Origin of the sequence: Paraburkholderia sp. MM5496-R1, from assembly GCF_050436205.1 — a bacterium.
Taxonomy (GTDB): domain Bacteria; phylum Pseudomonadota; class Gammaproteobacteria; order Burkholderiales; family Burkholderiaceae; genus Paraburkholderia; species Paraburkholderia tuberum.
The window spans coordinates 698,506-715,569 of sequence record NZ_JBNDLT010000002.1 but is presented as its reverse complement, the minus strand read 5'-3'; the positions used below and the strand labels follow the sequence as shown (position 1 = coordinate 715,569).

12 protein-coding genes are annotated in these 17,064 nt (G+C 66.4%); 3 read left to right on the top strand and 9 right to left on the bottom strand.

What is annotated here, in order from left to right; translation table 11 throughout:
* Window positions 1–20 precede the first annotated feature (20 nt).
* Complete coding sequence (locus OKW38_RS10105; RefSeq protein WP_184003517.1) at window positions 21–725, bottom strand: arylesterase; 705 nt, start codon at window positions 723–725, stop codon at window positions 21–23.
* Between OKW38_RS10105 and OKW38_RS10100 the strand changes: the two genes are divergently transcribed.
* Window positions 724–1,410 (top strand): ABC transporter ATP-binding protein, encoded by a 687-nt coding sequence (locus OKW38_RS10100; RefSeq protein WP_429336413.1) that lies wholly within the window; start codon window positions 724–726, stop codon window positions 1,408–1,410. The genes OKW38_RS10105 and OKW38_RS10100 overlap by 2 nt on opposite strands.
* A gap of 136 nt (window positions 1,411–1,546) precedes the next feature.
* Here OKW38_RS10100 and pgi read toward each other — a convergent pair whose 3' ends face one another.
* The 3 genes from pgi to OKW38_RS10085 form a co-directional block, all read right to left on the bottom strand.
* A complete protein-coding gene (gene pgi, locus OKW38_RS10095) occupies window positions 1,547–3,169 on the bottom strand; it encodes a glucose-6-phosphate isomerase (protein WP_429361298.1) in 1,623 nt (540 codons plus the stop codon).
* Window positions 3,170–3,516: 347 nt separating this feature from the next.
* Window positions 3,517–5,157, bottom strand: coding sequence for an NAD(P)H-hydrate dehydratase (locus OKW38_RS10090; RefSeq protein ID WP_429361296.1), 1,641 nt, complete (start codon window positions 5,155–5,157; stop codon window positions 3,517–3,519).
* Window positions 5,158–5,335: 178 nt separating this feature from the next.
* Window positions 5,336–6,631, bottom strand: coding sequence for an FAD-dependent oxidoreductase (locus OKW38_RS10085; protein ID WP_429361295.1), 1,296 nt, complete (start codon window positions 6,629–6,631; stop codon window positions 5,336–5,338).
* Window positions 6,632–6,899: 268 nt separating this feature from the next.
* Here OKW38_RS10085 and purL point away from each other — a divergent pair, with 268 nt between their 5' ends.
* Complete coding sequence (gene purL / locus OKW38_RS10080; RefSeq protein WP_429361293.1) at window positions 6,900–11,135, top strand: phosphoribosylformylglycinamidine synthase; 4,236 nt, start codon at window positions 6,900–6,902, stop codon at window positions 11,133–11,135.
* Window positions 11,136–11,300: 165 nt separating this feature from the next.
* Here the strand turns inward: purL and OKW38_RS10075 are convergent, their stop codons facing one another.
* The 5 genes from OKW38_RS10075 to OKW38_RS10055 form a co-directional block, all read right to left on the bottom strand.
* A complete protein-coding gene (locus OKW38_RS10075; protein WP_429336418.1) occupies window positions 11,301–12,080 on the bottom strand; it encodes a peptidylprolyl isomerase in 780 nt (259 codons plus the stop codon).
* Between the two features lie 10 nt (window positions 12,081–12,090).
* Window positions 12,091–12,402 carry a BolA family protein gene (locus OKW38_RS10070; protein ID WP_013089413.1) on the bottom strand — a complete coding sequence of 104 codons (312 nt, stop codon included), beginning with the start codon at window positions 12,400–12,402 and terminating at the stop codon, window positions 12,091–12,093.
* A gap of 1 nt (window position 12,403) precedes the next feature.
* Window positions 12,404–12,934 (bottom strand): septation protein A, encoded by a 531-nt coding sequence (locus OKW38_RS10065; RefSeq protein WP_090804756.1) that lies wholly within the window; start codon window positions 12,932–12,934, stop codon window positions 12,404–12,406.
* 162 nt (window positions 12,935–13,096) lie between these two features.
* Window positions 13,097–13,519, bottom strand: a complete 423-nt coding sequence (gene msrB / locus OKW38_RS10060) for a peptide-methionine (R)-S-oxide reductase MsrB (protein WP_429361292.1) — start codon at window positions 13,517–13,519, stop codon at window positions 13,097–13,099.
* Between the two features lie 98 nt (window positions 13,520–13,617).
* Window positions 13,618–15,174: a protein adenylyltransferase SelO gene (locus OKW38_RS10055; RefSeq protein WP_429336419.1), complete on the bottom strand. Its 1,557-nt coding sequence runs from the start codon at window positions 15,172–15,174 to the stop codon at window positions 13,618–13,620.
* 155 nt (window positions 15,175–15,329) lie between these two features.
* On the opposite strand from OKW38_RS10055, the gene OKW38_RS10050 reads away from it, so the two are divergent.
* Complete coding sequence (locus OKW38_RS10050) at window positions 15,330–17,027, top strand: 3-(methylthio)propionyl-CoA ligase (RefSeq protein WP_429361290.1); 1,698 nt, start codon at window positions 15,330–15,332, stop codon at window positions 17,025–17,027.
* The last annotated feature ends 37 nt before the right edge of the window (window positions 17,028–17,064 follow it).

Below are 17,064 nucleotides of genomic sequence, written 5' to 3'. Positions count from 1 at the left end.
ACAAGTCGTTAGCAGGTCTTTCAGTGCGGCGAACTTGTGCGAAGAAGTGGCTTGACAGCGGGCCACACGTTGTTGAGTAGCAGCGGCTGTGCCTGCTGCGTCGGGTGGAGCTGATCGGCCTGGAACATGTCCGGTTTATCCGCGATGCCGGCGAGAAGAAACGGCACGAGCGGCACATGGAACTCCTTCGACAGTTGGCCGTAGAGGCCGTGGAACTTTTGCGTATAGTCGGGGCCGTAATTGGGCGGCACGTACATGCCGACGAGCACGACCTTCGCGTGGCCTTGCTGCGCCTGTTCGATGATCGTGCGCAGGTTGTCCTCGGTCGTCGAGAGCGGCACGCCGCGCAACGCGTCGTTGGCGCCGAGCTCGACGATCACGATGCTCGGTTTGAGCCGTTCCATCAGCGCGGGCAGACGCGCGCGTCCGCCGCTCGTCGTGTCGCCGCTGATGCTCGCATTGGCGACGCTATAATCGATGCGCTCTTCGGCCAGACGCTGACGCATCAACGCGACCCAGCCCGTATCGCGGGGCAGCCCGTACTCAGCGGAGATGCTGTCGCCGAGCACGACGATCACCGGCTTCGCGGGTTCGGGCGTATTCGCCGCGTGAGCCCGCAACGGTAACGAAACCAGCGCGGCGGCCATCATGGTCGCGCCGAATGCCGCCGACAGCGCCGCGGCGCGCGGGGCGATGGCGCGCACTTTCAACCTACGCTTCACCATGCCAAACAGAACTGATCCAGTCATTGAAGTGCGGGGTTTGTGCAAGAGGGTTAAGGATGCTGCGGGCGAACTGACGATTCTCGATCACATCGATCTTGCCATCGATGCCGGCAGCAGCGTCGCGATCGTCGGTGCATCCGGGTCGGGCAAGTCTACGCTGCTCGGCTTGCTCGCGGGATTGGACAGTGCTAGCGCGGGCTCGGTTCGGCTGCTCGGGCGCGAACTCGGCGAGCTCGACGAAGACGGCCGCGCCGCGTTGCGCAGCGGCGCGGTCGGCTTCGTGTTCCAGTCGTTTCAGTTGATGCCGCATCTGACCGCGCTCGAAAACGTCACGTTGCCGCTCGAACTGCAAGGCGGCATCGGCACACGCGAGGCCGCCGCGCGTGCGCGTGAACTGCTCGAACAGGTTGGGCTCGGGCAGCGTACCGGTCATTATCCGAAGCTGCTGTCGGGCGGCGAGCAGCAGCGCGTCGCGCTCGCGCGCGCGTTCGTCACGCGCCCGGCGATCCTGTTCGCCGACGAACCCACCGGCAGTCTCGACGCGGCCACCGGCCACGCGGTGATCGATCTGATGTTCGAGATGAATCGCGCGCACGGCGCGACGCTCGTGCTCGTGACACACGACATCGAACTCGCGCGGCGTTGCGATACGACGGTGACGATCGAAGCGGGGCGGCTCGCTTGATGGTCCGGCCGATCGCGGGCTTGCGCTCGGGTACCTCGAGCATGTCGTCGTCGAAGCAAAAACAAAGCGGGCCGTAGCCCGCTTCGTTCTGTTTGTGGCGCGTTATCGCCCGCTATCGTGCGCTCCAGACTTCCATTCAGCGCTTCAACGCAGCCCGGGCCCGCGCGATCAGCGCCGACGTCGACGAGTCATGCTTCTTCACGTCGGTACTCGCCGCGCCCAGATCGGCCTCGACCACCTTGCCGAGGATCTTGCCGAGTTCGACACCCCACTGATCGAACGGGTTGATGTTCCACACCGACGCCTGCACCAGCACCTTGTGCTCATAAAGCGCGATCAACGCGCCGAGCGTGCGCGCGGTCAACGCGTCGAGCAGCAGCGTCGCGGTGGGGCGGTTGCCGGGGAACGTCAGGTGCGGTGCGAGTTCCGGCTTGTCGGGGCCGGCCACTTTCTTCGCTTCCTCGAGCGTGCGACCGAGCATCAACGCTTCGCTCTGCGCGAAGCAGTTCGCGAGCAGCTTCGGATGATGGCTCGCGAGCGGATGCTCGGGCGTCAGCAGCGCGATGAAATCGATCGGCACGATCGTCGGGCCTTGGTGCAGCATCTGGAAAAACGCGTGCTGACCGTTCGTGCCCGGCTCGCCCCACGTGACTGCGGAAGTCGCATAGTCGACGAACGCGCCGTCGAGACGTGCGGACTTGCCATTGCTCTCCATTTCGAGCTGCTGCAGATACGACGGCAGGAAATGCAGCGCCTGCGAATACGGCGCGACCAGATAGCTCTGCGAGCCGAAGAAGTTGCGATACCAGATGCCGATCATCCCGAGCAGCACCGGCAGGTTCCTGTCGAGCGGCGCGGTGCGGAAGTGCTGGTCCATCTCGTTGGCGCCGGCGAGCAGCTCGTCGAACTGTTGCGGACCTACCGCGATCATGATCGACAGACCGACGGCCGACCACAGCGAGTAGCGTCCGCCGACCCAGTCCCACATCGAGAACACGTTCTCTTGCGCGATGCCGAACTTGACGACTTCGGCGGTATTGGCCGACACACCGACGAAGTGCTTCGCCAGCGCGCTTTCCGGGCAGCCTTTCTGGATGAAAAAGTCGCGCAGCGAGCGCGCGTTGGTCATCGTCTCCAGCGTCGTGAAAGTCTTCGACACGATGATCGCGAGCGTCTCTTCGGGATCGATCTGCTGCATCACGCTGTACAGATCGGCGCCGTCCACGTTCGACACGAAGTGCGTCGAGATCTCGGGCGTCGCGAGATGATGCAATGCGTGCACGACCATCTTCGGCCCTAGATCCGAGCCGCCGATGCCGATGTTTACGACATGACGGATCCGCTTGCCGGTGTAGCCGGCCCATGTGCCGCTGCGGACCTGCTCGGCGAACGCGGCCATTTTCTTGCGCTCGGCCTGCACTTCGACGAAGAACGGCGCCTTCGGGTCGGTTGCGCGCAAGGCCGTGTGCAGCGCGGCGCGGCCTTCGGTCGGGTTGACGACCTCGCCCGCGAACATCGCGTCGCGGCGCTTCTCGACGCCGGCTTCGCGGGCGAGTTGCACGAGCAGTTGCAGGGTTTCGTCGGTGATGCGGTGCTTCGAGAAATCGGCTGAGAGACCGCCGCCCGCGAACGTGAAGCGTTCGGCGCGCGTGGGAGCGGGATCGTTCTCGGGAGCGAACCAATCGCGCAGATGCGCATCGCGAATCGTGTCGTAATGCGTCTGCAGCGAGGACCAGGAGGGGAGCGAGTTCTGGGTCATAGCGTCCGTCTAACCAAGGGGCACGAAGGAAGGCGCGCGCATGAAGCGTGGCCGAGAATGATGCGGCGATGCAGTCAGAGCGATGCCACGCGGCCCGGATCGGGACAGGTGCCGACGATACTTCGCGAAGCGGATGAACTTCGCGAAAACGCGAGGCGGCGCCCGCGCCCGCTGGAGTATCGCCGCGACCCGCGATCGATCCGACGCGCGGCGCAGGCAATCAGTATAGCGGGGATGCGCGACGGGCAGCTGGGCGTTGCGCGCGCTCGCAATGATTGGGATCGCGATGTGTCATCGGTGTGAACGAGCGCCGCGGACGCGATTCGTATTCAGAGCAATCGCGCGCGTCAAGCAAGCGGCGCCGAATAGAACAGCCGGTTCAACAAGGTACGCACCATCGGTGCCAGCTCGCCGGCCGTCAGCCCGGCGGGGCCGTGGCCCTGCGCGGTCAGCGTATCGGCGGCAAGGCCGTGCAGATAGACGCCCGCGAGCGCCGCCTCGAAGCGTGGCAGATGCTGCGCGAGCAGCGCGCCGATGATGCCGCCGAGCACGTCGCCGGTGCCGCCCGTCGCGAGCGCGGCGTTGCCGGTCGGGTTCAGCGCGAGGCGGCCGTCGGGCGCGGCGATGATCGTGCCGACGCCCTTCAGCACGACGACGCTCGCAAATCGCGCCGCGAGCGCACGCGCGGCCGCGAGACGGTCGCGTTGCACGCTCGCCGCATCGCTGCCAAGCAGGCGCGCCGCTTCGAGCGGATGCGGAGTGAAAATGCACGGATCGCCTTGCACGCCGCGCGCGGTGACTTCCGCGGCGAGCGCGGGATCCTTGGCGACCAGGTTCAGCGCGTCGGCATCGAACAGCTTGGGCACGTCGAGTTGCAGCACGTCGTGCAGTACCCGCGTCGCGCGTTCGCCGTGCCCCATGCCGCAGCCGATCGCGAGTGCGTCCATCGAATCGAGCGGCAGCGTGTCGATCGGATGCAGCATCAGTTCGGGGTGCGGCGGATCGTAGGGCGGGGCGCCTTCGCCGAGCAACGCGACGTGGACCTTGCCCGCGCCGGTGTAGAGCGCCGCGCGTGCCGCGAGAATCGGCGCGCCGCACATGCCGGTGTCGCCGCCGACCACCGCGAGGCTGCCGAAGGTGCCCTTGTTGGTCGCGAAGTTGCGTGGGGGCATGAAGGGGCCGAAGAGATCGGGCGCGCTGAGCTGGATCGCCGCACGTGAGGCGCTGGTGGCAGCGTCCTGGCTGCCCCCGTCGTTGATCCCTGCCACGAGCCCGATCGGTGCGACGGTCACTCGCCCGGCGAGATCACGGCCTTGCGCGGTGAAAAGCCCCGGCTTCGCGCCGATGAACGTGATCGTGTGCGTCGCATGGACCGCCGCCGCGCCGTTGCCGCCGATCACCGCGCCGGTGTCGCTGTCGAGCCCGCTGGGCACATCGAGCGCGAGCACGGCGCCTTGTGTCGGGCGCGCCTTCGTGCGCTGCGACAACTGCCGCGCGAGCGTCGCGAAGACGCCGTCGAGCGGCCGCGCGAGACCGATGCCGAACATACCGTCGACGAGCCAGCCATAGCCGTCGAGCGAGGCGGGCGGCGCCGCATCGATCGGCACGCCGGCGGCGCGCGCGGCGTCGAGCGCCCAGCGCGCGTCGGCGGGCTTCACTTCAACCGGCATACAGACTTCGACTGCGATGCCGGCCTTGTGCAGTTCCGTCGCGACGACCAGCGCGTCGCCGCCATTGTTGCCGGGGCCGGCGACCAGCCACGCGCGCTGCTGCGACTTCGTCACCGACGTATCCGCGGCGATCCGTTCGAGCAGCCAGCGCGCGGCCGCATGACCGGCGCGCGCCATCAGCGTGTGCTCGGGCAGGGCCGTGGCGGCCTGGGATTCGGCGATCCGCAAGTCGGTCAGCGTCAGCAGCGGCAGCGCAAGCGGCTGCGAGTCGGTCAGCGGATCGAAAAGGGAGAGCAGCGAGTTTTCTGCGTCTGTCATGGCGAAACCTGGCGGTGCGCCCGCGGCGCGGCGGGCAGACTTTGGAATCGCTATGTTAGTGCCGATAGGCGCAAGGCGTGCGGCTGTTTCGGTGCGCGCGGCGGAAGCGGCGCGATGAACGCGGGGTATCGACAGCGGGCTGTCAGCCCGCCATACCCGCCTGGAACCGCACGAAACCTTACTGGAACCGCTCCGGCCTCAATGCAGCGAGCGTGTCTTGCGGCAACGTCGGCGTCTGTCCCGACATCAGCTGTGCAACGAGCTTGCCCGCGCCGCAGGCGAGGCCCCAGCCGGCCGGACCATGCCCGACGTTGATGAACAGCCGCGGATGCAGCGCGTTGCCGATCACCGGCAAGCCATCGGGCGACAGCAGTTTCACGCCTTCCCACGGCAGCGCCGCCGAAATGCGCGCGGCGCCCGGAATCCAGTCGTGCGTCGCCTGGCCGAGCAACGCGAGCGCCTCCTTGGTCAGCGCTTCGCCGAGCGGCTTGTCGATCTGGCTCGCGCTTTGCAGCACCGCGCCGCCCGCGATCCGCAGCCGATGGTTCATGCGGCTGATGCCGATGCGCTTGACCGCATCGACGATCGCGACGTGCGGCGCGCATTCCTCGTGCGCGATCGGCGCGACCAGCGAATGCAGCCGCAGCGGATGCAGCGGCAGCCTGAGCCCCGCGCGTTCGAGCAGCGCGAGGCTGCCGTAACCGGCGGCGACCACGACGGCGTCGGCCTGGACCACGTCGATCTCGCGCGAGCGGGGCGCGCCGTCGCGCGGCGCCAGTTCGACCGCCGCGCGCTGACTGTCGAGACGAATGCCGGTCACCTCGCAGTTCGGCATGAACTGCACGCCGCCTTGGGTATCGAGCACCTGTTTGACGAGCTTGGTAAAAAGCGGACAGTTCGCGGTGCGCTCGTGCTCGAACAGCACGCCGCCGGCGAATTCGGGATCTGTGGGGACCGCATGCTCGAACGCCGCGCATTCGGCCGGGCTCAGCACGTGATGCGGCACCTCGAACCGGTGCAGCAGATCGAGCGCGGCTGCGTTCAGCTCCCATTCGTGCGCGCTGCGCACGAGGTACAGCAGACCGCTCGCCTGTTCGAATTCGAGGCCGAAGCGGGCTTCGACGTCGGCCATCGCATCGCGCGAGGATTCGATCAGCGGCCGCAGCAGCGCGTACTGGCGCGCGAACGCCTCGGGTTCCTGCCATGCTCCGAGCTGCTTGATGAACTGCCGCGCGGCGCCGTTGAAGCCGGTCTTGCTGATCACGCCATTTTTCGCGTTGTAGCGGCTCGCCATGAAGGTCGGGCCGAACCAGACGTCGAGCGGCGTCGGCAGCACGTTGCCGCCTTGTCCGTAGGTGGCGCCTTGCGCGACGGTCGCGTGACGCTCGACGACGCATACCCGGTGGCCGGCCGCGCGCAGGTGATAAGCGGTGGCGACGCCCGCTACCCCGCCGCCAATGACGATGACATCCATGCTCTGATTCGATGTGCCGACGGGCGGCTCGCGCGCGTTCCCGCTGGCTGTGACATGCGGCGCGCCGCCGGGTGAAACCCGGGTCGCGTGCGCCGATCTGGTGAAACGCGAATGATAGCAGTCAAAACACCCGCGCGGCGACGCGACGGGCACCGCGGCGACGCCTCGCGCGGGCAGGCGCGGCCCGCCGCCCACGCACCCCGGAGCCCGCTGGAAGCCCGTTCCCGGGGTATAATCCCGGACTTCCTTTCCGCCTCACGTCGCCTGCATGCGCGGCTCCCCGGCATCAATGAGCGACGCAACGTCAAGTCCCATGGCCCACTTCTCGTGTTTCCCCGGCGCTTCGGCCCTCTCCGATTTCCGTCAAACCCGCCTGCTCGACACGCTCACGCGCATCGACCCGAATATCACCGGCGTGCGCGGGCAGTATCTGCACTTCGTCAATGCCCAGACCGAACTGTCCGCTGAAGACAGCGCGAAGATCGAGGCGCTGATGCACTACGGCAATCCGTTCGAAGAAGGCAAGGAGCGTGGCGCGGTCGAGACCTTCCTCGTCGTGCCGCGCTTTGGCACCGTGTCGCCGTGGGCCAGCAAGGCAACCGACATCGCGCATCTGTGCGGGCTCACGCGGGTGCGCCGCATCGAGCGCGGCGTCGAGTACTCGGTGACGCTGAAAAGCGGCCTGCTCGGCGGCAAGAAGACGCTGTCGGACGAAGCGCGCGCGGCCGTCGCCGCCGCGCTGCACGATCGCATGACCGAGAGCGTCGCGCCGTCGCGCGACCATGCGTTGCATCTGTTCGACGAATTGCCGGCCAAGCTTCTGCAAACCGTCGACGTGCTCGCGAGCGGCCGCGCCGCGCTCGAAACCGCCAACGCGGAACTGGGCCTCGCGCTCGCCGACGACGAAATCGACTATCTGGTCGACGCATTCACGAAGCTCGGCCGCAATCCGACCGACGTCGAGCTGATGATGTTCGCGCAGGCCAACAGCGAGCACTGCCGCCACAAGATCTTCAACGCGGACTGGACGATCGACGGCGAGAAGCAGGACATGTCGCTGTTCAACATGATCCGCAACACCGAGAAGCTGAACCAGCAGGGCACGATCGTCGCGTATTCGGACAACTCGGCGATCATGGTCGGCGGCATGGCCGAGCGCTGGTTTCCGCGCACGCCGGCGCAGCTCGGCGCGAGCGAATTGCCCGAGCACTATGGCCGCAGCGTCGAGCTCACGCACACGCTGATGAAGGTGGAAACGCACAATCATCCGACGGCGATCTCGCCGTTCCCGGGCGCCGCGACCGGCGCAGGTGGCGAAATCCGCGACGAAGGCGCGACCGGACGCGGCGCGCGTCCGAAGGCGGGCCTCGCGGGCTTCACGGTATCGAACCTCGAACTGCCGGACGGCGTCGAGGCGTGGGAAAACGCCCGCGACACCGCTCAGCCGCTCGCGCGGCGCAATCCGGCCGACCAGCACGAAGCGTACGGCCGCCCGGACCGCATCGCCTCGCCGCTGCAGATCATGATCGACGGCCCGCTCGGCGCCGCCGCGTTCAACAACGAATTCGGCCGGCCGAACCTCGGCGGCTACTTCCGCACCTACGAGCAGAACGTCGCGGGTCTCGTGCGCGGCTATCACAAGCCGATCATGATCGCGGGCGGCATCGGCAATATTTCCGACCAGCACACGCACAAGCACGATCTGCCGGAAGGCTCGCTGCTGATCCAGATCGGCGGCCCGGGCATGCGCATCGGCATGGGCGGCGGCGCCGCGAGCTCGATGGCGACCGGCACCAACACGGCCGAGCTCGACTTCGACTCGGTGCAGCGCGGCAACCCGGAAATCGAGCGACGCGCGCAGGAAGTGATCAACGCGTGCTGGCAGCTCGGCGACAACAACCCGATCCTCAGTATTCACGACGTCGGCGCGGGCGGTCTGTCGAACGCGTTCCCCGAAGTGGTGGACGGTGCGGGCAAGGGCGCACTGTTCGAACTGCGCAAGATCCAGCTCGAAGAGAGCGGTCTGTCGCCGCGCGAAATCTGGTCGAACGAAGCGCAGGAGCGCTACGTGCTCGCCATTGCGCCGGCCGATCTGCCGGCGTTCGAAGCGATGTGCAAGCGCGAGCGCTGCCCGTTCGCGGTGATCGGCACGGCCACCGCTGAGCGTCAGCTGAGGCTGATCGACGCCGAACTGCAGGAAGGCGCGCACCAGCCAGTCGATATGCCGATGGAAGTGCTGCTCGGCAAGGCGCCGCGTATGCACCGCGACGTAAAGCGTGCCGAGCGCAGGCTCGAACCGGTCGACGTGACCGGCCTCGCGCTGCAGGACGTCGCGCAGAGCGTGCTGCGTCATCCGACGGTCGCGAGCAAGTCGTTTCTGATCACGATTGGCGACCGCTCGGTCGGCGGCACGACCGCGCGCGATCAGATGGTCGGTCCGTGGCAGGTGCCGGTGGCCGACGTCGCGATCACGACGATGGACTACGCAGGCTTCAGCGGCGAAGCGATGACGATGTCCGAGCGCACGCCGCTCGCCGTCATCAACGCACCGGCCTCCGGCCGTATGGCAGTCGGCGAGGCGATCACCAACATCGCGGCGGCGCCGATCGCGTCGCTCGACAAACTCAAGCTGTCGGCCAACTGGATGGCCGCGTGCGGCGCGCCTGGCGAAGACGCCGCGCTCTACGACACGGTCAAGGCGATCGGTATGGAACTGTGCCCGGCGCTCGGTATCGGCATTCCGGTCGGTAAGGATTCGCTGTCGATGCGCACCCGCTGGGAAGAGAGCGGCGTCGCGAAGGAAGTGGTCGCGCCGGTGTCGCTGATCATCTCCGCGTTCGCGCCGGTTGAAGACGTCCGCAAGCATCTGACGCCGCAACTGCAGCGCGTGAGCGAAGTCGGCGAGTCGGTGCTGATTGCGATCGATCTCGGCCGCGGCAAGCAGCGTCTGGGCGGCAGCATTCTCGCGCAGGTCACGCAGCAGGTCGGCGACACGGTGCCTGACGTCGACGATCCGGAAGATCTGAAGCGCTTTTTCAACGCGATCCAGGCGCTCAATAGCGACGGCAAGCTGCTCGCGTACCACGACCGCTCGGACGGCGGCCTGTGGGCGACGGTTTGCGAAATGGCGTTCGCGGGTCACGCGGGCGTGTCGCTGAACGTCGACATGCTCGTGCTCGACGCGCATCACGAATCCGATTACGGCGACGCGAAGGACTGGGCGAAGCAGACCAGCGGCCGCCGCGACGACCGCACGCTGCGCGCACTCTTCAACGAAGAACTCGGCGCCGTCGTGCAAGTGCGCGCGGCCGATCGCGACGCGGTGCTCGCCGCGCTGCGCGAGCATGATCTGTCGGCGTGCTCGCACGTGATCGGCAAGACCAACGAGCGCGACGTGATCGAGATCTATCGCGACGCGAAGAAGCTCTACGAGGCGCCGCGTGCCGAACTGCATCGCACGTGGAGCGAAGTGAGCTGGCGCATCGCGCGTCTGCGCGACAACCCGGCTTGCGCCGACGCCGAATACGACGCGCTGCTCGATGCGGCCGACCCGGGCATCACGCCGGTGCTGAGCTTCGATCCGGCCGACGATGTCGCCGCTCCCTTCGTCCCCCAAGGGGACTTCCTTCGGGGCGTCCCCCAAGGGGACTTCCTTCGGGGCGTCCCCCAAGGGGACTTCCTTCGGGGCGTCCCCCAAGGGGACTTCCTTCGGGGCGTCGGCAAGGGCGCGCGTCCGCGCGTCGCGATCCTGCGCGAGCAGGGCGTGAACTCGCATCTGGAGACGGCCTATGCATTCGATCGCGCCGGCTTCGACGCGCACGACGTGCACATGAGCGACCTGCTCGCGGGCCGCGCGAACCTCGCCGATTTCGCGGGTGCGGTCGCGTGCGGCGGCTTCTCGTACGGCGATACGCTGGGCGCCGGCGAAGGCTGGGCCAAGACGATCCGCTTCAACGCGCAACTGGCCGACATGTTCGCCGCGTTCTTCAGTCGTGGCGACACGTTCGCGCTCGGCATCTGCAACGGCTGCCAGATGATGAGCAGCCTCGCGTCGATGATCCCCGGCGCCGAAGCATGGCCGAAGTTCACGCGCAACAAGTCGGAGCAGTTCGAGGCACGCTTCTCGCTCGTCGAGGTGCAGGCATCGCCGTCGCTCTTTTTCGCCGGCATGGAAGGCTCGCGCATTCCGGTCGCGGTCGCGCACGGCGAAGGCTTTGCGGACTTCTCGCAGCAGGGCGACAAGTCGAAGGTCGCGGTCGCGATGCGCTATGTCGATCACCGTGGTCAGGCGACCGAGCAGTATCCGTTCAACCCGAACGGTTCGCCCGAGGGCATCACGTCGGTCACGACGGCCGATGGCCGCTTCACGGTGCTGATGCCGCACATGGAGCGCGTGCATCGCGCGGTGCAGATGAGCTGGCATCCGCAGGGCTGGGGCGAGATCGGCACGGACGCGAGCCCGTGGCTGCGCGCGTTCCAGAACGCGCGTCGCTGGCTCGGTTGATGAGTCGAGGGGCTGCCGCCCGCGTGCGGCGGCTCCTGGTTGCGGCAGCCACGCACGCCGCCGCTGCAAATCTTGCAGCAACAAAAAAGCCGCCCACGGGCGGCTTTATCGCATTCAGGCTTCAGAGCCAGGCGGACTATCCGAAGACAATCTGCCCGCCGACCCTTACTGAATCTTCGCGTTCTTGCGCAGATTCTCTTCGAACGCCTGCAGCTTTTCCTGCTGGATCTGCTGCACGATCTGCGCGCGCACCTGCTCGAGCGGCGGCGGCGTGACGGCGCGGATGTCGTCGACACGGATGATGTGCCAGCCGAATTGCGTATGCACCGGCGTGTCGGTCATCTGGCCTTTCTGCAAATGCGTGGCCGCGTCCGCGAATTCAGGCACGTAGGCCTTCGGGTCCGACCAGTCGAGATCGCCGCCGTTCTTGCCCGATCCCGGGTCCTTCGAGTACTGCTTGGCCAGGGCCTCGAAGCTCGCGCCGGCCTTGATCTTCGCGATCAGCTCCTTCGCCTGTTGCTCGTTGTCGACGAGGATATGGTGCAGGTGATATTCCTTGCCGCCCGCATCCTTGACGAGCGCGTTGTAGCGCGCGGTGATTTCGGCGTCGGTCGGCTGATTGTTCTTTACGAAGTCTTCGATCAGCGCGCGCAGCACGACAGTTTGCTGCGCGACCGCGATTTGCGCCTTGACGTCCGGACGGTTCGGCAGCCCGCGACGCAGCGCTTCCTGCATCAGGATTTCGCGATTCACGAGCTCTTCGCGCACGGCCTGCTGCAGTTGCGGCGTGTCCTGCTGTCCCTGGTGAACCAGTTGCTGGATCAATGCATCGGCGCGCGACTTCGGAATCGGCGTGCCGTTCACCACGGCGATGTTCTGTGCGAATGCAGGTGCGGCCGCGAACGCAGCCAGCAATACCCAGTGGCGGGTTTTCTTCAAGGTCATCGAAAGGTTCCTAGCGGGGCAACAAAGCAAATTCTTCGGGCGTGTACGCCGTGATGGCAAGGGCATGAATGCCGCGCTGCATGGCATCGGCCAGCGCATCATACACCATGCGATGCCGCGCCACGCGGGGCTTGCCGGCAAACGCGACGGCCACGATCGTGACACTGAAATGACCGCCGGCGGCGGCACCAGCGTGGCCCGCGTGCTGCGCGCTGTCGTCGGTGATGCGGATCGATTCGACGGGCGCGAGCGCGGCCGCGAGGCGCGCCTCGATGAGCGCGGCGCGCTCGGCGGTGGTGGCGTGCATGAACAGGTCGCTCATGTCATTCCTCCTTCATGTACTTCGACAGCCACAGGCTCTGCCCGACGATGAACACGAGCAGGCAGCCGGTCGCGCCGAACAGCTTGAAATTGACCCACTGATCGGTCGTATAGTGATACGCGACGAACAGGTTCAGCAGACCGAGCAGCACGAAAAACGCCGCCCAGATCAGGTTCAGCTTGCCCCAGATCGCGTGCGGCAGCGTGATCTGCTTGCCCATCATCGCTTCGATCAGGTTCTTGTTGAAGCCGAGCTGCGACACGATCAGCGCGACGGAAAACGCCCAGTACAGCACGGTCGGCTTCCATTTGATAAAGGTGTCGTTGTGCAGCACGAGCGTCGCGCCGCCAAATACGACGACGACGCCGAGGCTCACCCACAGCATCGGGTCGACCTTGCGGTGGCGGAACGCCACCCACGCGATCTGCACCAGCGTGGCGACGATCGCCACTGCCGTCGCCGTGAAAATGCCCCAGATCTTGAAGGCGACGAAGAACAGGATGATCGGGAACAGATCGAACAGGAATTTCATTATCTGATCGGGAAGTCGGAGAGTGAGTCGAACGTTGAAGCGCGCCCGCCTGGCGTGCAAGGTGCGCGGTGCCCGCTGGCGAGCGGGACTGCCGCATTGGAAGGGCGCCGCGCGCACTTCCAATGCGGCGCCGAAGGCGGGCAGGGATGCTGCCGCGCCGCGTTACTTGGGCTCGAATTGTAACGCAGCTGAATTGATGCAGTAACGCAGACCGGTCGGCGCCGGTCCGTCCTCGAACACGTGGCCCAGATGCGCGCCGCAGTTCTTGCACTGCACCTCGATGCGAAGCATGCCGTGTGTGCGGTCGGTCTTCTCGGCGATCACCTCGCCGTTGATGGGGCGGAAATAGCTCGGCCAGCCGCAGCCGGCGTCGAACTTGGTGTCCGATTCGAACAGCGGCGTGCCGCAGCACACGCAGTCGTAGACGCCGCGTTCCCAGTGATCGTCGTAGCGGCCCGTGAACGGGCGCTCGGTGGCCGCATGGCGCGTCACCTGGTATTCCGTGTCGGTCAGCTGCTTGCGCCACTCGGCGTCGCTTTTCTGTACGGCTGGGGCGTCATGCTTGAGATCGTCGGGGTTGCTCATGGTCGGGTTCCTGTCTCGGGTTTGTCTCGCGGGTTTGTGCTGGTTCGTGCCGGTGTTTTCTGGAGGCACGGCCGTGGCGATTCAACCGCGCCGGCGCGTCATGACGAACAGCTCACTTCCAGTGAGTTCGCCCAGTCGGGCGGCAGGCCCGCATACGACGCGTATTCGGGCTGCTCGTCGAACGGGTGACGCAACACGGCCGCGAGCCGTTCCACCTCGGAGAAATCCTTCTCCTTCGCGCGTTGGATCGCCGTTTCCGCCAGATGGTTGCGAAGTACGAATTTGGGGTTCACGCGATTCATTGCAATGGCGCGCGCAACGTCGTCGCGTGACTCTTCGGCGAGCCGCGCGCGATAGTCGTTCGCCCATGCGTCGAAGGCGACGCGATCGAGGAACAGGTCGCGCACCGGCGTGTCGCCGCTCGCATCGTGTTTCGACAGGCGCGCGAGATTGCGGAACGTCAGCGTGAAATCGGCGCGGTTCGCGTGCATCACTTCGAACAGCCGGTTGACCAGCGCGTCGTCGCCGTCGCGCGCCTGTTCGAGGCCGAGCTTTGCGCGCATGCGGTTTTCGAGCGCCGGCGCGAAACGGTCCTTGAAGCCGGCGAGCACGTGCTGCGCATCTTCGACCGCCTTGTCGGCGCGCACGCTTTCGTCGTGCTTCTCGCCGAACAACGGCAGCAGTCCCTGCGCGAGGCAGAACAGGTTCCAGTACGCGATTTGCGGCTGCAGCCGGTAGGCGTAGCGGCCCTGCGTATCGGAGTGATTGCAGATGTGGCCGGCATCGAAGCCATCCATGAAACCGAACGGGCCGTAGTCGATCGTCAGGCCCAGGATCGACATGTTGTCGGTATTCATCACGCCGTGACAGAAACCGACCGCCTGCCAGTCGACCATCAGATCCGCGCTGGAGCGCACCGCCTCGGCGAGCAGCGCCAGATACGGATCGTCGGCCTCCTTGCAATGCGGATAGAAGCGCTCGATGACGTGATCGGCGAGCGCGCGCAACGCGTCGACACGATCGTTCGCGTAGAAGTGCTCGAAGTGGCCGAAGCGCACGAAGCTCGGCGCGACGCGCGTGACCACCGCGGCGGTTTCGATCGTCTCGCGCCGCACCGGCTGGTCGGAGCCGATCACGCACAATGCGCGCGTGGTCGGAATGCCGAGATGATGCATCGCCTCCGAGCACAGATATTCGCGGATCGACGAGCGCAGCACCGCGCGGCCGTCGCCCATGCGCGAATAGGGCGTGCGGCCCGCGCCTTTGAGCTGCAGTTCGTTGCGCTCGCCGTCGTGTTCGAGCTCGCCCAGACCGAGCGCGCGGCCGTCGCCGAGCTGGCCGGCCCACACGCCGAACTGATGCCCCGAGTACACCGACGCATAAGGCAGCGTGTCGGCCGGCCAGTCGCGCGTCGCGTTGCCGCAGAACAGCTCGATAAAGCCCGGATCGCGCTCGATGCCCTCGGGCATCCCGAGCCGCGCGGCGGTCTCGGCCGAGAAGCCGACGAGATAGGGTGCGTCGAGCGGCGCGGCGGGCAGGCGCGTGAGGAACGTGCCGCCGAGCCGCGCGAACGCGTTGGCTGGGGGAGTGGCGAGTGTGTTGGAAAGATCCGTCAAAGCTGCGGATAGCCCTGCAAAGCTTGGGGAAAACGACATGTTGAGCGCCTCTGGATTAGCCGATATTGTAAGTCCGCGCCCGCGGCGCTGCTGGGCGGCCGCCTTCATCGTTCGGACCATGCTGCTGCGCTCGACGCCGCCACGATCTTGCGCCAACCCATCGATCCACTGACAAGCCGAGGAGACCCCGCCTTATGACGACGCCGCTGCTGGGCCAGATGATGGACGTGCCGCTCACCGTGTCATCGTTGCTCGCGCATGCCGCGCGGCATTTCGGCAGCACCGGGATCGTGTCGCGGCGCATCGAAGGCGACCTGCATCGCTACACGTACCGCGATTGCGAGCAGCGCGCGAAGCAACTCGCGCAGGCGCTCATCGCGCTCGGTGTCGAACCGGGCGAACGCGTCGCGACGCTCGCGTGGAACGGCTACCGGCATCTCGAAGCGTATTACGGCACCACTGGTTTCGGCGCCGTGTGTCACACGATCAACCCGCGGCTTTTCCCCGACCAGATCGCCTACATCGTCAATCATGCCGACGACGCGTACGTGCTGTTCGACACGACGTTCGCCGCGCTGGTCGACACGCTCGCGCCGCAGTGCCCGCGCGTGCGCGGCTGGATCGCACTATGCGATGAAGCGCATCGGCCGCCGATGCAAACGTCGGTGCTGTGCTACGAAACGCTGATGGACGGGCAGCACGGCCGCTTCGACTGGCCCGCGCTCGACGAGCGCCAGGCGTCGTATCTCTGCTATACGTCGGGCACGACCGGCAATCCGAAAGGCGCGCTGTATAGCCATCGCTCGACGGTGCTGCACGCGTTCGGCGCGGCGTTGCCCGACGCAATGAACCTGTCGGCGCGCGACTCGGTGCTGCCCATCGTGCCGATGTTCCATGTCAACGCATGGGGCCTCGCGCACGCGGGGCCGCTGACCGGCGCGAAGCTCGTGTTCCCCGGCAAGGATCTCGACGGCAAGTCGCTGTACGAACTGATGGAGAGCGAACGCGTCACGTTCTCGGCCGGCGTGCCGACCGTGTGGCTCGGTCTGCTCAACCACCTGCGCGAAACGGGCGCGAGGTTTTCGTCGCTCGAGCGCACGGTGATCGGCGGTTCCGCCTGTCCGCCCGCGATGCTGCGGATACTCGAGGACGACTACGGCGTGCAGGTGATCCATGCATGGGGCATGACGGAGATGTCGCCGCTCGGTACCTTGTCGAAGCTGACCTGGGAGCAGAGCCAGCGGCCGCTCGCCGATCAGCGCAAACTGCTCGAAAAGCAGGGTCATGCGATCTACGGCGTCGACATGAAGATCGTCGGCGAGGATGGCCGCGAGCTGCCTTGGGATGGCGTCGCGTTCGGCGATCTGCACGTGCGCGGGCCGTGGGTCATCGACCGGTATTTCCGCAAGGAAGACTCGCCGCTCATCGACGGCTGGTTCCCGACCGGCGACGTCGCGACGATCGACCCCGACAGCTTCCTGCACATCACCGATCGCTCGAAGGACGTGATCAAGTCGGGCGGCGAATGGATCAGCTCGATCGACGTCGAGAACGTCGCGCTCGCGCATCCGGCGGTCGCGGAAGCCGCGTGCATCGCGTGCGCGCATCCGAAGTGGACCGAGCGCCCGTTGCTCGTCGTCGTCAAACGCGCGGGGCAAGACGTCACCCGCGACGAACTGCTCGCGTACTACGACGGCAAGGTCGCGAAGTGGTGGATCCCCGACGACGTCGTGTTCGTCGACGACCTACCGCACACGGCGACCGGCAAGTTGCAGAAGCTGAAGCTGCGCGATCTGTTCCGCGATCACGTGCTGCCGTCCGCGCTCGAAGACGGCCGCAACTGTCCGCTGACCCCCGAGTCCCAGGGGAAACCCCACTCGGGAATAAATTGAACGTTCGTTCTTTTTTGGTGTATCGTGCCTGCTGACC